Below are 16,235 nucleotides of genomic sequence, written 5' to 3'. Positions count from 1 at the left end.
ATTATCAAATAATCGTCTTATCTAATACTTCTGGTTCAATACTTATAACTTATAGCGATACTTCAAACTGCTCACCGATGTCTTCAGCTGTTTTGCCGTCTTGTAATGCTGCTGCTGCCATCTTGAACATATTAATGGTAGAGCTACCACCTAACCAGCACTCAACACCATGTGGTACGACTTTGATTAGCTGTACGTTTGGATCTTCTTTACCATGTTCAAAAAACGCATTGTAGACTGGTGACCACAATTCTTCTAACTTATTCTTGTCCGTTGGCAGTTCTGCATTGGCACTCACAGAGACATAATCTTTCTCATCTTGAGAAGCATAAGACAGACCGACTTTTTCGTTATTCTGAATGTCTTTTACTATGTCTGATGTTTTGTCACCGATGAACCAAATCTCTTTACCACCGATGCTCGCTTCGCTAGTCGTCATTGGCCACGCGTGTACATCGCCTTTGCTGTTGACAGTGCTCAGCATCGCAAACTTTACATCTTTAATGACGTTTTGGATTTTATCAATTTGGTCTTGCTTGCTCATAGGATATCCCTTTTACTTTAAGATTATAGTGAAACGTTTTGGTTACACGCTTTAGTTTTTATCTGGATGTAGAATACCGAGTTGTCCCCATACATTTATATAGGTGCCCAGTAATGCGATGTGAGTGTTTGTAAGGAGTATGAGGGTTAAGTAAAAAGTGTGACGCTGTGTATTTTTCACTTTTGTTTGTCTTGTACAGCATTAGCAGAGTAATGGATAAACCGTGGCACAATCTTATTATTCTGCCAGTATTCGATAGCAGTAGCGTACAACTTATCGGCAATTTATCTTGGTTTAGACCTGCTTATTATAGGTCTTCTTGTTATAATACCCAGACCATTTACTTAGCATGGCAGAGATGCCTTGATCTTACGGATTATGCCTTTATGATGACCATCGCCGGACAACCGTTTCTTACCGATTTTCAGACGCAGCAACTCATCAGTCAGTTCCAGCAAAAAACCGAGCTAAATGTCAGTCAAATAAGTACTCAGCAAGTCTATGTGTTATCACGAGAGCTATCTGGTGATGAGCACAAAAAAGCGCTAGATCTACTGGCGGTTGACCCATCAACAACGTTAGCTGCCCCGCAGGACAATCAATACCAAGTCATCGTTGGGCCACGTTTTGGTACTATCTCACCATGGGCAAGTAAAGCGACAGATATCTTTAATAACTGTGAAATCGAGATCAACCGTGTTGAGCGTGTCGTTGTTTATACGTTGACCCTCGATAAAAAAATAAACGGTGATGCAGGCGAAAAATTACCAGTAGACGCTGAGCAGTTATTGTTCGACCGTATGACCCAGAGCTTGGTCTATGACTTGAGCGATGTGAGCAAATTGTTCGACGATCAAGCGCCAGCATCACTAAATCATATCGACGTCATTGGACAAGGTCAGTCAGCGCTAGAGTCAGCCAACACCGAGTTTGGTTTTGCATTATCCAGTGAAGATATCGACTATCTGATGAATGCGTACGTCAATGAGCTGAAACGCAACCCAACTGACGTTGAGCTGATGATGTTTGCACAGGCAAACTCAGAGCATTGCCGTCATAAGATTTTCAATGCCCAGTGGACCGTCGATGGCGAGGTACAACCCAAATCACTGTTCCAAATGATCAAGAACACCTACCAGTCTAATCCACAAGGCATCTTGTCTGCTTATAAAGACAACGCTGCGGTCATGGCAGGCTCTAATGGTATGCGTTTTTATCCTATCCCGACTGACGCTATGGATGTAAATTCTGCTCATCCTTATGACTTCCATCAAGAAGAAATTGATATTTTGATGAAAGTTGAGACGCACAATCACCCAACAGCGATTGCGCCGTACTCTGGTGCAGCGACAGGTGCTGGTGGTGAGATTCGTGATGAAGGCGCAACAGGTCGCGGCGGCAAGCCAAAAGGTGGTCTAACAGGGTTCCACGTATCACATTTGCATATCCCTGAGTTGGCTGAGAAATGGGAGCAGTCAGGTCAACTGAGCACGGAAGCTTATGGCACGCCAGATCGTATGGCAACCAGCCTTGAGATTATGACCGAAGCGCCATTAGGTAGTGCCAACTTTTCAAACGAGTTTGGTCGTCCTAACCTATGCGGTTACTTCCGTAGCTTTCAGTTAGATACGTCAGCGGCAAAAGACGGCAGCGAGATGCGCGGCTATCATAAGCCAATCATGCTGGCAGGTGGTTACGGCAACATCAAACGCAACCTGATTGAAAAAAACGCTATTCAACAAGGTGATTTGCTAATCGTCCTTGGTGGTCCTGCGATGCAAATCGGTTTGGGCGGCGGTGCCGCATCGTCGGTCGATAGTGGCGACCTTGATGAAGGTTTGGATTTTGCTTCAGTCCAGCGTGACAACGCTGAGATGGAGCGTCGTTGCCAAGAAGTTATGGATCGATGCTGGGCATTAGCTGGTAATGATGTCGATGCGAGCAATAATGGCAAAGACGGTAACCCTATCGTGTCATTGCACGATGTGGGCGCGGGCGGCATCTCTAATGCAATGCCAGAGCTGGTCAATGACCACGAGATGGGCGCGGTACTTAACCTGCGTAACGTTCCATCGCTAGAAGCAGGCATGTCACCAATGGCCATTTGGTCAAACGAAGCGCAAGAACGTTATGTCCTCGCGATTCGCCCTGATAGCGAAGCCCAGTTTGATGCCATCTGTGCGCGTGAGCGCTGCCCGTATGCCATCTTAGGTACAGCTACGGATGTGCGCCAGCTGGTTGTTAATGATTCGCTACTAGATGAGCAGCCTGTCGATATGCCGATGCAAGTATTGCTCGGTGGCACGCCAAAGATGAAGCGTAGCTTTGAGCGTACTGATAGCACGTTGCCAGCACTAGCGCTTGATGACGTTAATTTAGCCGAGTCAATCACTGATGTATTGCGTCACCCAACCGTCGCTAGCAAATCATTCCTGATCAGCATTGGTGACCGCTCTATCACGGGTATGGTCGTGCGTGATCAGTATGTGGGTCGCTATCAAGTGCCTGTATCGGACTGCGCAGTGACGGCGTCAGGATTGATCGCGCTAGACGGTCAGCCAATGACTGGTGAAGCGATGAGTATCGGTGAGCGTACACCTGTTGCGCTAATTAATCCAAAAGCGTCTGCGCGTCTGGCAGTGGGTGAAGCAATCACTAACATCGCTGGTGCGCGTATCGCTCAGTTGTCTGATATCACTATGTCAGCGAACTGGATGGCAGCATGCGGCGATGACGCCGAGGACGCAGCACTATTCGATGCGGTACATACCGTCGGTGAAGAGCTATGCCCAGCACTAGGTATCGCTATTCCAGTCGGTAAGGACTCGCTATCCATGCGTGCCAACTGGACTGACAGCAGTGAAGAAGGTGATACGGATAAATCAGTCGTGTCACCAACGAGCCTCGTGATTACTGCCTTTGCCCCTGTGGTTGATGTGGCAAAAACGCTAACCCCTGAGCTAATCAATGGCGATAGCGCGTTCTACCGTATTGACTTGTCAAAAGGCAAGCTACGTCTGGGCGGTTCAATCCTTGCGCAAACGTTGAGCCAATTAGGCAACGACTGCCCAGATTTGGCTCAGCCAAGCGACTTGATCGACTTCTTTAACTTTGTGCAAGCAGGCAACGCGCAAGGCGTCATCAGCGCCTATCACGATATCGGTGATGGTGGTCTATTGGCAACTATCGCTGAGATGCAGTTCACCAGCCGTCAAGGTATCAAGCTGTCATTAGATGATGATAACTTACTCGGTCAGCTGTTCAGTGAAGAGTTGGGTGCGGTCATCCAAGTATTGCCAGAAAACGTAGCCGCTTTAATGCAATTGGCAGAAGAGTTTAACGTTGCTGATATGCTGAGCCTCGTCGGTCAAAGCTCGGAAGAAGATAGCCTGCTTATCCAAACGCCAACGCTTATGGGTGATGACACGCTACGCTTTAGCCGTACTGAATTGCAGCAAGCGTGGACTCAGGTCAGCTATCAAATCGCGCGTCGCCGTGATAATCCAGCGTGCGTACAGCAAGAGTATGACTTGATTAGCGACGCGAGCCATAAAGGTCTGATCGCTGCGCCGAACTTTGATCTGAATCAAAAAGTTGAAGAACCGTACTTGGCTAGCCGCGAAGAGAAGCCAAGAGTCGCAATCCTCCGCGAGCAAGGCGTCAATGGTCAGACGGAAATGGCAGCAGGCTTTACCCAAGCTGGCTTTGAAGCGGTCGATGTCCACATGAGCGATCTGCTGAGCGGCCGTATCAATCTACGTGACTTCGACGGTCTGGTCGCCTGTGGTGGCTTTAGTTATGGTGATGTACTCGGCGCAGGCTCAGGCTGGGCGAACTCTATCTTGTTCCATGACGAGCTACGCATGCAGTTTGTGCGCTTCTTCGCCCGTCCTGATACCTTTAGCTTGGGTGTCTGTAACGGTTGTCAGATGATGGCTCAGTTAAAAGACCTCATCCCAGGTGCGGAAAACTTCCCACGCTTCATCGCTAACAAATCCGCTCGTTTTGAAGCGCGTACTGTCAACGTAAAAGTTGAGCGTACCAAGTCTATCCTGTTTAAAGGTATGCAAGACAGTATCTTGCCAATCGCGGTGGCGCATGGTGAAGGCTATGCCACACTAGATAATACCGAAATCGACGGTATGGCAAACCACGGTCAGCTCGCCATGCGTTATGTCGACAGCCAAGGTCACCCAACCGAGACGTATCCGCTCAATCCAAACGGCTCGCTCGGCGGTGTCACGGGTCTATGTAGCACCGACGGTCGCGTCACGATCATGATGCCGCATCCTGAGCGTAACCTAAAAGCGTATAACCACAGCTGGAAACCAGAAGAGTGGGATGAGGACGGCGCGTGGATGCGTATGTTCCGTAACGCTCGTGCTTGGTTTAGATAGGCTAAGTTGGTTTAGATAATGTTGTGGACATAAAAAAGGTGGGCGTAATGCTCACCTTTTTTGTGTTTGGGTTTCATTATATTAGGAGCTAAATCCTGAGAAGCGTTAAAAACTTGCACTGCAATTTTAGCCTCACAAGTGAAAATTATTTAAAGGGAACTTTCTGTTTCATTATATCTGTACATCTGATCTAGGCGGTGACATGAGTTGAAATATTACTGTTACCTCGACATCATCTCAACCTCTAGCTGCCGTAATTTGCCCAAATTAGTAGGACACTGCTCCAGTTAGAGATGAATGGCGCATTTTGATAGATATTGTGGTCTAAACTCACTCATTAGAAATAACTGAAGCTAGGGTTTAAGAGCTTCAATTTTTGCAAATATTTTTTGATGAATTTCATCTTCATCGCAAATAGGGTATCTACGTAAATATGTCTTGATTTGAGACTCTTCTTCGAGAGTTTTCCTTACCTGAGACCTACGTTCACTAATTTGATCGCCTTGAAATTCTTGTTTGATAATATTTAATTCTAGATGAGACAACGTAGCAGTCAATTGGCTCACTATATTAACAACTAGCTCTTCTAGCTTGTGCCCGTTTATAAATCTGTAAGCATTGTCCTGATTAACACCTAATTGAAGTAGATGGTTTCGAGCATCAGATTCTTCTGATAATGAGAGTGTATAATTCTGGAAATAATTTTGGAAGTTATGTGAAATACTGTCCAAAACGGTCATATCAATAATTGGCTTATTCTGAGCATTAACCGTTATGATTTTTTTATCTGTAATATGAAAGCATTGATGGAATTCATCATGATTTAAGTTCTCTTTATTGATATTTTTCAGATGAATAAATTTTATGAGTCCTTCAAATACTAATGCTGAAAATTTTTTAATAAATAGATTTATGTCAATATCATGAGTGATAGTAAATTTAATGTCTGATATAAATTGCTGAAGACTATTTTTTTCTATGAGCACACTCTCACGGTTATATGCAAATGTATGTAAAAGATAAGGATTAGAACAGAACTCATTTCCATACCCAATATTTGGGCACAGATAGTCGAAATCACTATCTACAGCAATTAGAGCTTCAAGCTTGGCTTCTGAATAATGCGGCGCTAAATTGAATTTTCCACGTTTACTCCAAGAGAGAATACGATATTTATTCGGAAGACTTTTTTTAATAAATTTTTCCCAAAACCAAGCATCGCTACTATCTTCAATATATAGATTGTACATTTCGGTGCCAAAATACATCTTATTGTAAGCCTTGATGAAATTAGAGTCGAAAGGATATTTTATAAAAGCTGACATTATTCAGCCTCGATAAAATCAAGTTTATCTATAAGAATATCTCCAATGTCCACAAGACAGTCGAACCACCCATTCATTACTATAGCTGGACTATGAGTAACAATGATAATCTGACTAGACTCATTAATTTTAGTGATTTCATCTAATAATTTTTCTTGCCATGAAAGGTATAAAGATATTTCGGGTTCATCCATTAAAATTAAAGATCGATCAACACCACCATTTATTACTTTTAAAAATATAAAAATTATCTGTCTTTCACCTGATGATAGGTTTTGAAATTGCAATTTTTTATTACTACCCGAAACTATCTTTATAGCATCGTCCTCAAAATATATTTTCTTGTTTGTTTCCTCAAAAAAACTATTCAATGCTGTTGTAAGCTTCAATCTTAGGTCAAAATCTTTATTTTTCTTGCAATTGTCTATCATTCTTTTAATTTCATTATCTATTTCGATATCTAAAAGGGTCGTATTTTTCCCACTACTTGTAGTAATATTATTAATAGAATTCGCACTCATATTTATTGTAGATATAAACTCAGTCTTTAAATCTTCTAGATCACTCTTTAAAGAGTATCCAATCAGGCTATTTTCTCCTATACTTTTCTTATTTAGATTATTAAGTTCCTTATTGAAATCATTTATCACTTGGTTTTTGAGTTCTTCAATTATTTCTTGGTCGAGTTCTTTTGCAAGAGCATTGTTTCTAATGGTTTTCTCAACTAATTCTGATAAATTACCTGAGTTATTAAATTTTTCAAAATATTTTTTAAATTCCTTGAGGTCTTTTTTTATAGTGCTATAGTTATTATTATTGAATTTTATAGAAGCTTCATCACATACCTTCCAATCTTCACATGGATTTTGAGTGATAGCAGAGTCTATAAGACGAAGAATAGTCGATTTGCCTAGTCCATTTTTACCAACCAGAACATTTACTCTTTTCAAGTTCCAGTTAACATCCTTCTCATGAAATAGGTTTTTAATCTCAACATTTTCAATAAAATTATTCATAGTTTTTCTTTAGAATTAGATTTACATTAATTTAATATATTAGGCAAACTAGAGATATACTTAGCTTTAAGAATAACTAGCTAAGTAGGAGTGACTTAAAGTGGAACATAGAGAAAATTTTACGCTTGTAGACTGCTAAAGTATCAATAAACTCAATATCAATACAACTCATTTAGTAGCATACCATAATGTCTAAAATTAAGGGGTAAATGGTATGCTAGAGCTTAATTTAACTACATGCAAAAACTATTTATAGTTAGCTTCGTTAAACTAGCTTCTTGGTCTTATAAGATGAATGAAGTTGTTAAAATTAAAGGGATTTGATACGAGATTTTTGGCTAAAAATGTCTATGCCCACTCATTTCTTAACATCTCTTTGAGCCTCTGCCATAAACTTTAGCACTCTTTCTAACACACAATCATCATAGGCAGAAAGCGGCTCAGACGCTTGTTCTTTCTCCTGATCTTGTTTGGCTTTTTCTGCTAGATACTTTTTAAGTTTATCGGCTTCAGGATCACTCATAGTTTATCCTCCATATAATTTTTACCCTATAAAAAACGGCACTGAAATCAGCGCCGTTTCATAAGTTGTGACAATGTAAACCCTAACCACGACTCCTCAAATACTGACGCACCGGATTATCAATCCCAGCTTAAAATCACCTTACCGCATTGCCCACTTTCCATGATATCAAAGCCTTCTTGAAAGTCATCAATGTGCATGCGATGGGTAATGATAGGCGATAGATCAATACCGCTAATCAGCATTTGCTCCATCTGATACCACGTCTCCCACATCTCACGGCCATAGATACCTTTTAGAGTTAACGCCTTAAAAATAATCTTGCTCCAATCCACCGTGGTAGTGTTGGGTAAAATGCCCAAGAGTGCAATTTTAGAGCCGTTATACATGTTACTAATCATCGAATCAAACGCCTGAGGCGAGCCTGACATCTCAAGCCCAATATCAAAGCCGTGCATTTTTAACGTATCGATAGCGCCTTCGATGGTTTCACCTTTGGCTGGGTTGATGGTCATCGTCGCGCCCATTTTTTTGGCAAGCTCTAGGCGATAATCACTAATATCGCTGACCACGATATTACGCGCTCCGGCAAAGCGGCAAATCGCTGTTGCCATTGACCCAATCAGACCCGCCCCCGTGATTAGCACATCTTCACCCAGTACAGGGAATGAAAGGGCGGTATGCGTGGCATTACCAAAAGGGTCCATAATGGCGGCCATTTCATCGCTGATACGCTCATCTAGCTTGATGACATTATCGGCAGGTATCACCAAATATTCGGCAAACGCGCCATCGCGGTCAACGCCCACGCCTATTGTGTTTTCGCACACATGCAGCTTACCTCGGCGACAGTTACGGCAATGCCCGCAAGCGATATGACCTTCGCCAGTAACACGGTCACCCACTGCGAAATGCTTGACACCATCGCCCATTTCACTAATGATACCGACGTACTCGTGCCCAATGATCATCGGCGTCTTGATGGTGTTTTGTGACCACTCATCCCACTTATAAATGTGCAAATCCGTACCACAAATGGCGGTCTTTTTAATTTTTATTTTGACGTCATTGATGCCGACCGTCGGTTCTGGTACGTCTTGCATCCAGATGCCTTTTTCGGCATGCGTTTTAACCAGTGCTTTCATAATTTTCTCTTATTTTGGCTATAAGTAGTGCCTACCTATGAATTATCAAATACCTAAGCAATCACTTCCATTTGCTTGGCAACCTTGATAAAGGCGGCGATACACTGATCGAGCTGCGCGCGCGTATGGGCAGCGGAGAGCTGGACACGGATGCGCGCTTCGTCTTTGGGTACGACAGGGTAGAAGAAGCCAATCACATAAATACCCTCTTCAAGTAGCGCCTCTGCCATTTGTTGCGAGACAGTAGCGTCATACAGCATCACTGCACAGATTGCCGATTCGGTGGGCTTGATATCGAAGCCTGCATCTTGCATTTGCTTCACAAAATAGGCGGTATTTTCATGCAGTTTGTCTTGTAGGGTATTGTCTTCTGCTAGCATCTCAAACGCTTTTAACCCAGCGGCCGCAATCATAGGCGGAATAGAGTTTGAAAACAGATACGGGCGTGAGCGTTGACGCAGCATCTCAATCATTTCTTTTTTACCCGTCGTAAAGCCGCCAATCGCCCCGCCAAATGCCTTGCCTAAAGTACCTGTGATCAGCTCAATATCACCGCGTAGGTCAAACAATTCAGTCACGCCGCCACCCGTGCGACCGACGACACCTGCTGAATGACACTCGTCAATCATGACCATAGCATCGTACTTTTGTGCCAACGCATAGATCTCATCCATCGGTGCCACGTTACCATCCATTGAAAACACGGCATCGGTGACAACCAAACGAAAACGCTGTGCTTGTGCCGCTTGCAGCTGAGTCTCCAAATCCTGCATATCCGCATTGGCATAGCGATAACGCGCGGCTTTACACAGGCGCACACCATCGATGATTGAGGCATGGTTTAATGAGTCAGAAATAATGGCATCTTCACTGGTCAGCAGTGGCTCAAAGACACCGCCATTGGCGTCGAAACAGGCCGCATACAGAATCGTGTCTTCGGTATTAAAAAACTGAGAAATCGCCGCCTCTAACTGCTTATGCAAATCTTGAGTACCACAAATAAAACGCACCGATGACATGCCATAACCTGAGTTTTCAATGGCCTCGGTAGCTGCCTTTTTAATCTCAGGATGGTCAGACAATCCAAGGTAATTATTGGCACAGAAGTTCAGCATTTCACGGCCGTCGGCGATGGTTATGAGCGCATCTTGCGGAGAAGTGATAATGCGCTCGGATTTATACAGGCCTGCTGCGCGGATATCGTCGATTTCTTGTTGTAGATGTTGTTGAAAGGCTTGATACATAAAAATTCCTTTTTTATATTATTAGTGTTTGCTTAGGGTCTGTTGAACATAAAAATATTGAAACTACTAATAGAACCAAACTATTTGCTTATTGATGCAGTTTAAGCACAAATCGTCAGATACTGGCGCACCACATTATCCATGCCTTGCTCTAGCGACTCAATCGTAAACGCATGACCGATAGACACCTCAGCGATATCACTAAGCGCGAGCAGATCAGCCAAATTATCCAAATTCAAATCATGACCCGCATTGACGCGAATTCCGTTATCACTGGCGAGGGTGATACAGTCGCTAAAGCGTTGCTTGACCTCATTGAAATCAATATTGGCATCACTCTTACCATTACTGTAGGCGCGTGCCCATTCTTCGGTATACATCTCGATCGTTTGCACGTCGCTGTCGATGACCGCTTTGATTTGCTCGATATCAGGATCGATAAATACCGCGCAGCGTGTACCAAACCTTTGCAGCTCATGACTTAACGCTGACAGCATATCTTTATGCTTGATGATGTCAAAACCATGATCGGAGGTCAGTTGGTCTTCGCTATCGGGCACGAGCGTACACTGATGCGGTTTGACTTCGCGAATAATCTTTAAAAACTGCTCATTTGGGTTGCCCTCGATATTGAACTCAATCTCTGGATAGTCTTTTAAGAATGCACTGATATCATAGACATCTTGGTATCTGATATGACGCTCATCAGGTCGCGGATGCACAGTAAAGCCCTTGACACCCAGATCAATGAGCTTCTTTACAAAATACAGCAGATTGGGATAATCCGTGCCGCGAGAGTTTCTGATTAAGGCGAGTTTGTTTAAATTAACACTAAATAGGGTGCTCATCATATGTCCTTTTTCATTGTTGTTATGGGTAGATAAATAAATAGATAGTTGTTAATGGCCAATACCTAATTTTAGTAGAAGTCACCCCGACCAGCATACTTCATATTGAGCGCCTGTAATATCGCATAGGTCTCGCTATCCATATTACCGGTTGGTTGCTGCGGTCTGAAATGCAGCTGAAACGCATAGATCACGTCACGGCTGGGTTTGTCCCACGTATCAGTATCGTTGATTTGATAACCATACTTGCGAAAGGCTTGCTTGATCTCTTGCACGCTTGGCGTGACTAAGGTACGCCGATTCATAATTTCTTGTTTGTCCGCTTCATCATACCAAGCGCCGATACCGTATTCTTTATACAGTCGCTCCCACGGGAATCTTGCTCCGGGGTCAATCTTGCGCGAGGGTGCCATATCCGAGTGACCGATGATATTTTTTGGTGAGATACCATATCTCGCGGTGATATCTTGCACCAGCTCCGCGACTTTCTTAATCTGCAACTCATCAAACGTCACATAATGCTCATAAGGATGGTAATTCATATCATCCTTTTTTAGCGCGTCTCGATATTCAGGCTTTATCCCTGCATTGACAATCTCGATACCGATAGAGGTATCGTTGAGGATGGTACGTCCTGCAAAGCCACCGTCGCCTGCATGCCACGCGCGCTCAGATTCGGGCACGAGGTTATAAATTTTATCATCATTACTGTCTAGGATTAGATAGTGCGCGCTCACATTGCCCGTCGTCAATGTCTTTATCGAGCGCTCATTATCTGAGACCGTATAGTGCAGAACGATGGTTTTGATGCGTTCACTTTTACCCGTCGATTGATACGTGTCGCTATCGACGCTATAGTTTTTGGTCGTTGCTACTGGTGATGTCGTCGTCACGCAGCCAATCAAGGGCAGCGTGAAGCACGATACTAATACTGATGCCAATGCTAAAGAGGTCATACTTTTTGCCATAAATTGCTCTATATAGCGGAAGGTTATGTGCTGATATTATGCGCTACGGTGCTACGGTTTGCACAGGCATTATTTTTCGATATCCTATTACGCCTAAGACAACAAAGAGTCCGAGCAATACATAAGCATTGAATGACAACGCTGCTGGTGAAAATGGCAGCAGCAGTAGCGATATAAAGACCACACTGATCAATACAGACAAGTAATTTAGTAGACCTGCCTGTTTCTTTTTTCGCTCATTGATGAGGTCAGCGGTAGTGACATAAGCAAAGCCCACTGTAATACCCAAAGATGCCATGGTCACGATATCGAGTAGGTAGTTTCTACCGAGCCAGGGCGAAAGTAGACATACGAAACATATCAATATCACGGTTTTTTGCTTACTAAAATGATTGTCTTTATCCGTAAATATACTAGGCAATAGCGAGGTGTCGCTCATAGACTCTAAAAGCTTAACAGATGACAATATAAACCCATTGATACCGCTCATTATTGAACCAATCATCGCTATCGATAGCAGCCAGATGCCGATGCTACCGATGCGATTGTCTATGCCTTCACCTGCTGCCCAATTGCTGTCTTTGATGGCTTGGTATTCAAAGCTCATGTTTAGCGCAGTAAAGTAGTTGATCAAAAAATAAAACAACACGCCTGCGATGAGTGAAATCAAAATAATGCTTTTGGTCTTGGTTTTTGAGTCGCTAATGGCTTTTGAAATCTGCGGTGTGGTCTCAAAACCGACATACGCCCATGGCATCACGGCTAATATAGGCAGCCATACCAAACTAGTAATAGAGCTGCTAGACATATCAGTGGGCAAAAATGCTTGAGTAGCAGGCGTCATCCAGAGCGACGCAAAAAACAATGCCGTCACTGACAAAATCATAAATAAAGCGATGTATAGCTGGATTTTTGCGCCAACTCGTACACCCTTTAAATTGATATAGCTGAACAAAATAATAGCCGCGCTACATAGGAATACTTCACTGGCGTAGACTTCCCAACCGGCAATCGTATACAGATAACCCAGTTGTAAGCCGCTGGGCAACAGATATCGCAACAGTAAAGCGACAGCTGATATATTGAGCGCGATAATGGAGATATAACCTATTGTGACACCCCAACCATAAATATAGGCGTGTTTTCTATTGATATACTTTTCAATCCAATAGATACCGCCTGACTCGTTTTCTGGTGTTTGGGTCAGCAAGTTGATGTAAGCGCGCGCCACCATATAGATTGCCAAAGTACCGATAATAATGGCAACAGAAGAGCCTAGCAGCTGTGATTGAGGTAAAAACAAATCACCTGGCATCACATAAGCGCCCCAACCGATAATGGCGCCCACGCTGATGGCAATTGCCTGTAGATAACTGATGCTTTCTGTTTGTTCACTCATAGCTGTCTCCTTTGAGATGTAAAACAAAGGAGAGTGTCGTTCTTATTGTCGAATTGGGCTGGGGCATGAAAAACCTTGTGACGCCATTACGCAGGGTACTGGCCATCTCTTATAAATAGGAAAGTCATACTAAAGGTTTTTGTTAAGTGATGCTTTTGCGATCCTGTTGGATTTTTTTAGCCAGAACCTTTTTCCAACTCTCCTCCAAACACTTAATTGCCAGCCACGGCTCAATCACTTCGGCGTCAAACTTCTCTTTTGAATTGGACAATTGCCAAAGTGTCTCAAGCGTAGCAAACGGATAGGGACGTTCGATTAAATACACAGGCAAATCAGGGTTAATCATGCCATCACGTACAACTTGGAAATACCAGCCTGAGATACCTTGCTTGCTGACCCATGCCGCGATATTGGGCACTTTAGTAAACTGACCAATTTGGTCATTGATTTTGTAGCACGGGCGGCGCGGTTGCACGATACGCAGTTGCACGCTATCTTCACCGTTTATATTGTCTTCACTATACTGCCCGCCATACTGATAAACATCGCCAATACAGACATTAGACTCATCCATTTCAGGTAATTCATTGACGGCTTCAGTGGTAAGGTTTTCACCAAGCGTACCGACACGTACTTTTAGGTCAAACTCTGTATTGATTTTTTCATACGTCGCAGTTGGCAGTTGATGCACGGCTTTGAGTGGGCCGCCGTGATGTTTGCGGTCGGCTTGCTCATCGGTGGTCAATCCCATAAAGTTGACGGCAACAGGCGTTTTGATTGGCGCTTTATCAATGGCACTCATTTCTTCGCGAGTGAATGGCATGGCTTTTCCCGCGCGGACACATACTAGGTTTGCCACATGCAAGGGTAGGTTAATCTTAGGGTTTGAGCTGTGGTCAGCAGACATGAGCAGTCCTTAATAAAAGCGTCATAGACAAGACAAAAATTGGGCAAAAAAGGAAAAGATTATCATAGCAATCTATCGCATTATTAGCCATTTTAATGGGTATTTATCATGACATATATACTCAAATATAAGCACAAAAAAAGACCAGAATAATGATTCTGGTCTTTATGGTCTCATGCTTTTAGTATGACGCGGTAATTGTACTCAATGACTTTATTTGTTCTTGTTGCGACGACCAGCAGTTTTCTTTTCACGCGGCGTAGCAACCAGCTCAGCCAACTGGTCCGGTGATGACCATAGACCTTCTAGGTCGTAGAACTCACGCGCTTGCGGGGTCATGATATGAACGACAACTGCGCCCAAATCAATCAATGTCCAGTCAGAGTCGATACCGCCCTCACGGCCAAGCGGCATAAAGCCTGATTGCTTGGCTTCAGCACCAACGCTATCCGCCATCGCACGGACATGACGTTTTGAGGTACCATCAGCGATGACGATGCGTTCAGTGACGTCGGTCAAGTCTTCTACGTTCATTACAGTAATGTTCTTTGCTTTCATATCATCTAGAGCGCTTTGTACTATGGTCAAACATTCTTTTAGGCGTTCTTCAGTCATGGTTTTGGTCATAAACTTTAATCTCTTGAATCGTAAATATTAAAAATAAAGGGGTAAAACGTCAATTTGTCTTATCCGACTGATCACATATTGTCAGTCATGCATAAAAACAGGATAGAAAAAATGACATAGATAAGGCGATTTTAACGGAATTGAGCAGCAGAATATAGCTGATGGGCGATAATATAGTGATAAACAGCAGGATTTAGCCATTTAGCTAATGGATTGAATTCAGTATTGCTAATGATAGCATTTATTGATGCTATAGATGCGATTTGCCTGTCAGCGACGGGTATTTTATTTGTTTTGTGCGCCAGATCCTGTAGTTGTTCACGTATCTGAGTGCTGGATACGGCAGTGATGGGCCGCGTGTCTATATAAATATGTCCTTGATTGGCGTTTTTTAAGTCAGAGCTATTTGGATCAGAGCTATTTAAATGAGTGCTATCTTTCAGGCATTTGGAACTTGAGGTTAACAATGTCATAGGTGAGTCCGCGATACAGAGCTGCAACGACACTGGCAGTTGCGATTTTAGAGTAGAGATATCTTGAGCAGTCGCCGTATCTTGTCCAAATGATGACTGACTGTCAGAAATCCCGTCATTGTTACTATCGTGGCTTGCACGATTGAACACCCATAGATCGACATAGTCAATGAGTCGCAATCCATCTTTCCATTTGTCCAAGCTATGCGCGCTATCCATACCCATAATAAATATCAAGCTATCGTTAGGGTATTGCTGCCTGAGTGTGCGTACGCTGTCTATAGTATAGACAGGTGGCGTTTGCCATAGCTCCAGCTCGCTGATCTGTATCGGTGTGTCCTGCACCGCAAGATTCAACATGGCTAAGCGGTGATTGGGATCTGTGCTTTGGGTTTTAAATGGTGAGCGTGCATTGGGTAGTAGGTAGACGTGCAAGGCGCACTGTTGCTGCACGGCGATGGGGAGCAGGTGCTGATGGACAGACATCGCTACTTCTAGATGACCGTTATGTACCGGATCAAATGAGCCACCAAGATACGCGCGGATAGCAGGTAGGGGTGAGGTGAGTGTGCTTTGCTGGTCGCTTGTGGTATTAGGCATAGTTATAAAGGGGTAGGCGCTTGTTGTGGTGATAGTACATGAGCTATTAGAGCATGGCAGTCATGAGTAAGTGATAGACCCATTGTAGAGGGCAGGTGAGCATCTGTCACCACTGCCTGTCCACATAGCAGCTGTCTGTCACCACATTACCAATAAAACGACATTAAAAAACCGACCATCATGGCGATAGTCGGCATTATATAAGAGGATAACTAGCAA

General features: G+C 43.6%; 13 protein-coding genes. 1 reads left to right on the top strand and 12 read right to left on the bottom strand.

Annotated elements, in window-relative coordinates:
- Nucleotides 1–49 precede the first annotated feature (49 nt).
- Nucleotides 50–544 carry a pyridoxamine 5'-phosphate oxidase family protein gene (locus tag AC5JPO_RS07595; protein ID WP_319051217.1) on the bottom strand — a complete coding sequence of 165 codons (495 nt, stop codon included), beginning with the start codon at nucleotides 542–544 and terminating at the stop codon, nucleotides 50–52.
- 386 nt (nucleotides 545–930) lie between these two features.
- On the opposite strand from AC5JPO_RS07595, the gene purL reads away from it, so the two are divergent.
- Nucleotides 931–4,941 (top strand): phosphoribosylformylglycinamidine synthase, encoded by a 4,011-nt coding sequence (gene purL / locus AC5JPO_RS07590; RefSeq protein WP_493853719.1) that lies wholly within the window; start codon nucleotides 931–933, stop codon nucleotides 4,939–4,941.
- Nucleotides 4,942–5,294: 353 nt separating this feature from the next.
- Here purL and AC5JPO_RS07585 read toward each other — a convergent pair whose 3' ends face one another.
- The 11 genes from AC5JPO_RS07585 to AC5JPO_RS07535 form a co-directional block, all read right to left on the bottom strand.
- Complete coding sequence (locus tag AC5JPO_RS07585) at nucleotides 5,295–6,266, bottom strand: DUF4435 domain-containing protein (RefSeq protein WP_493853718.1); 972 nt, start codon at nucleotides 6,264–6,266, stop codon at nucleotides 5,295–5,297.
- Nucleotides 6,266–7,282, bottom strand: coding sequence for an AAA family ATPase (locus AC5JPO_RS07580; protein ID WP_493853717.1), 1,017 nt, complete (start codon nucleotides 7,280–7,282; stop codon nucleotides 6,266–6,268). Before AC5JPO_RS07580 ends, AC5JPO_RS07585 begins: the two co-directional genes overlap by 1 nt.
- Before the next feature lie 358 nt (nucleotides 7,283–7,640).
- Nucleotides 7,641–7,805: a hypothetical protein gene (locus AC5JPO_RS07575; protein WP_493853716.1), complete on the bottom strand. Its 165-nt coding sequence runs from the start codon at nucleotides 7,803–7,805 to the stop codon at nucleotides 7,641–7,643.
- A gap of 119 nt (nucleotides 7,806–7,924) precedes the next feature.
- A complete protein-coding gene (gene tdh / locus AC5JPO_RS07570) occupies nucleotides 7,925–8,950 on the bottom strand; it encodes an L-threonine 3-dehydrogenase (RefSeq protein ID WP_493853715.1) in 1,026 nt (341 codons plus the stop codon).
- Between the two features lie 53 nt (nucleotides 8,951–9,003).
- Nucleotides 9,004–10,194, bottom strand: coding sequence for a glycine C-acetyltransferase (gene kbl / locus AC5JPO_RS07565; protein ID WP_493853714.1), 1,191 nt, complete (start codon nucleotides 10,192–10,194; stop codon nucleotides 9,004–9,006).
- Between the two features lie 101 nt (nucleotides 10,195–10,295).
- Entirely contained in the window at nucleotides 10,296–11,042 is a 747-nt protein-coding gene (locus tag AC5JPO_RS07560; protein ID WP_493853713.1) for a pyridoxine 5'-phosphate synthase, read from the bottom strand.
- Between the two features lie 71 nt (nucleotides 11,043–11,113).
- On the bottom strand, nucleotides 11,114–12,010 hold the full coding sequence (locus AC5JPO_RS07555; RefSeq protein WP_493853712.1) for an N-acetylmuramoyl-L-alanine amidase: 897 nt from the start codon (nucleotides 12,008–12,010) through the stop codon (nucleotides 11,114–11,116).
- A 43-nt stretch (nucleotides 12,011–12,053) separates the two neighbouring features.
- A complete protein-coding gene (locus tag AC5JPO_RS07550; protein ID WP_493853711.1) occupies nucleotides 12,054–13,409 on the bottom strand; it encodes an APC family permease in 1,356 nt (451 codons plus the stop codon).
- Nucleotides 13,410–13,551: 142 nt separating this feature from the next.
- Nucleotides 13,552–14,316, bottom strand: coding sequence for an MOSC domain-containing protein (locus tag AC5JPO_RS07545; protein ID WP_493853710.1), 765 nt, complete (start codon nucleotides 14,314–14,316; stop codon nucleotides 13,552–13,554).
- Nucleotides 14,317–14,529: 213 nt separating this feature from the next.
- Nucleotides 14,530–14,943 (bottom strand): ribosome silencing factor, encoded by a 414-nt coding sequence (gene rsfS, locus AC5JPO_RS07540; RefSeq protein ID WP_443525250.1) that lies wholly within the window; start codon nucleotides 14,941–14,943, stop codon nucleotides 14,530–14,532.
- Between the two features lie 131 nt (nucleotides 14,944–15,074).
- A complete protein-coding gene (locus AC5JPO_RS07535) occupies nucleotides 15,075–16,016 on the bottom strand; it encodes a nicotinate-nicotinamide nucleotide adenylyltransferase (RefSeq protein ID WP_493853709.1) in 942 nt (313 codons plus the stop codon).
- Between the last annotated feature and the right edge of the window lie 219 nt (nucleotides 16,017–16,235).

The sequence above is a fragment of the Psychrobacter sp. H25 genome, from assembly GCF_059076335.1.
The sequence above is the reverse complement of the archived record's forward strand: the minus strand, read 5'-3'. Positions and strand labels throughout refer to the sequence as shown.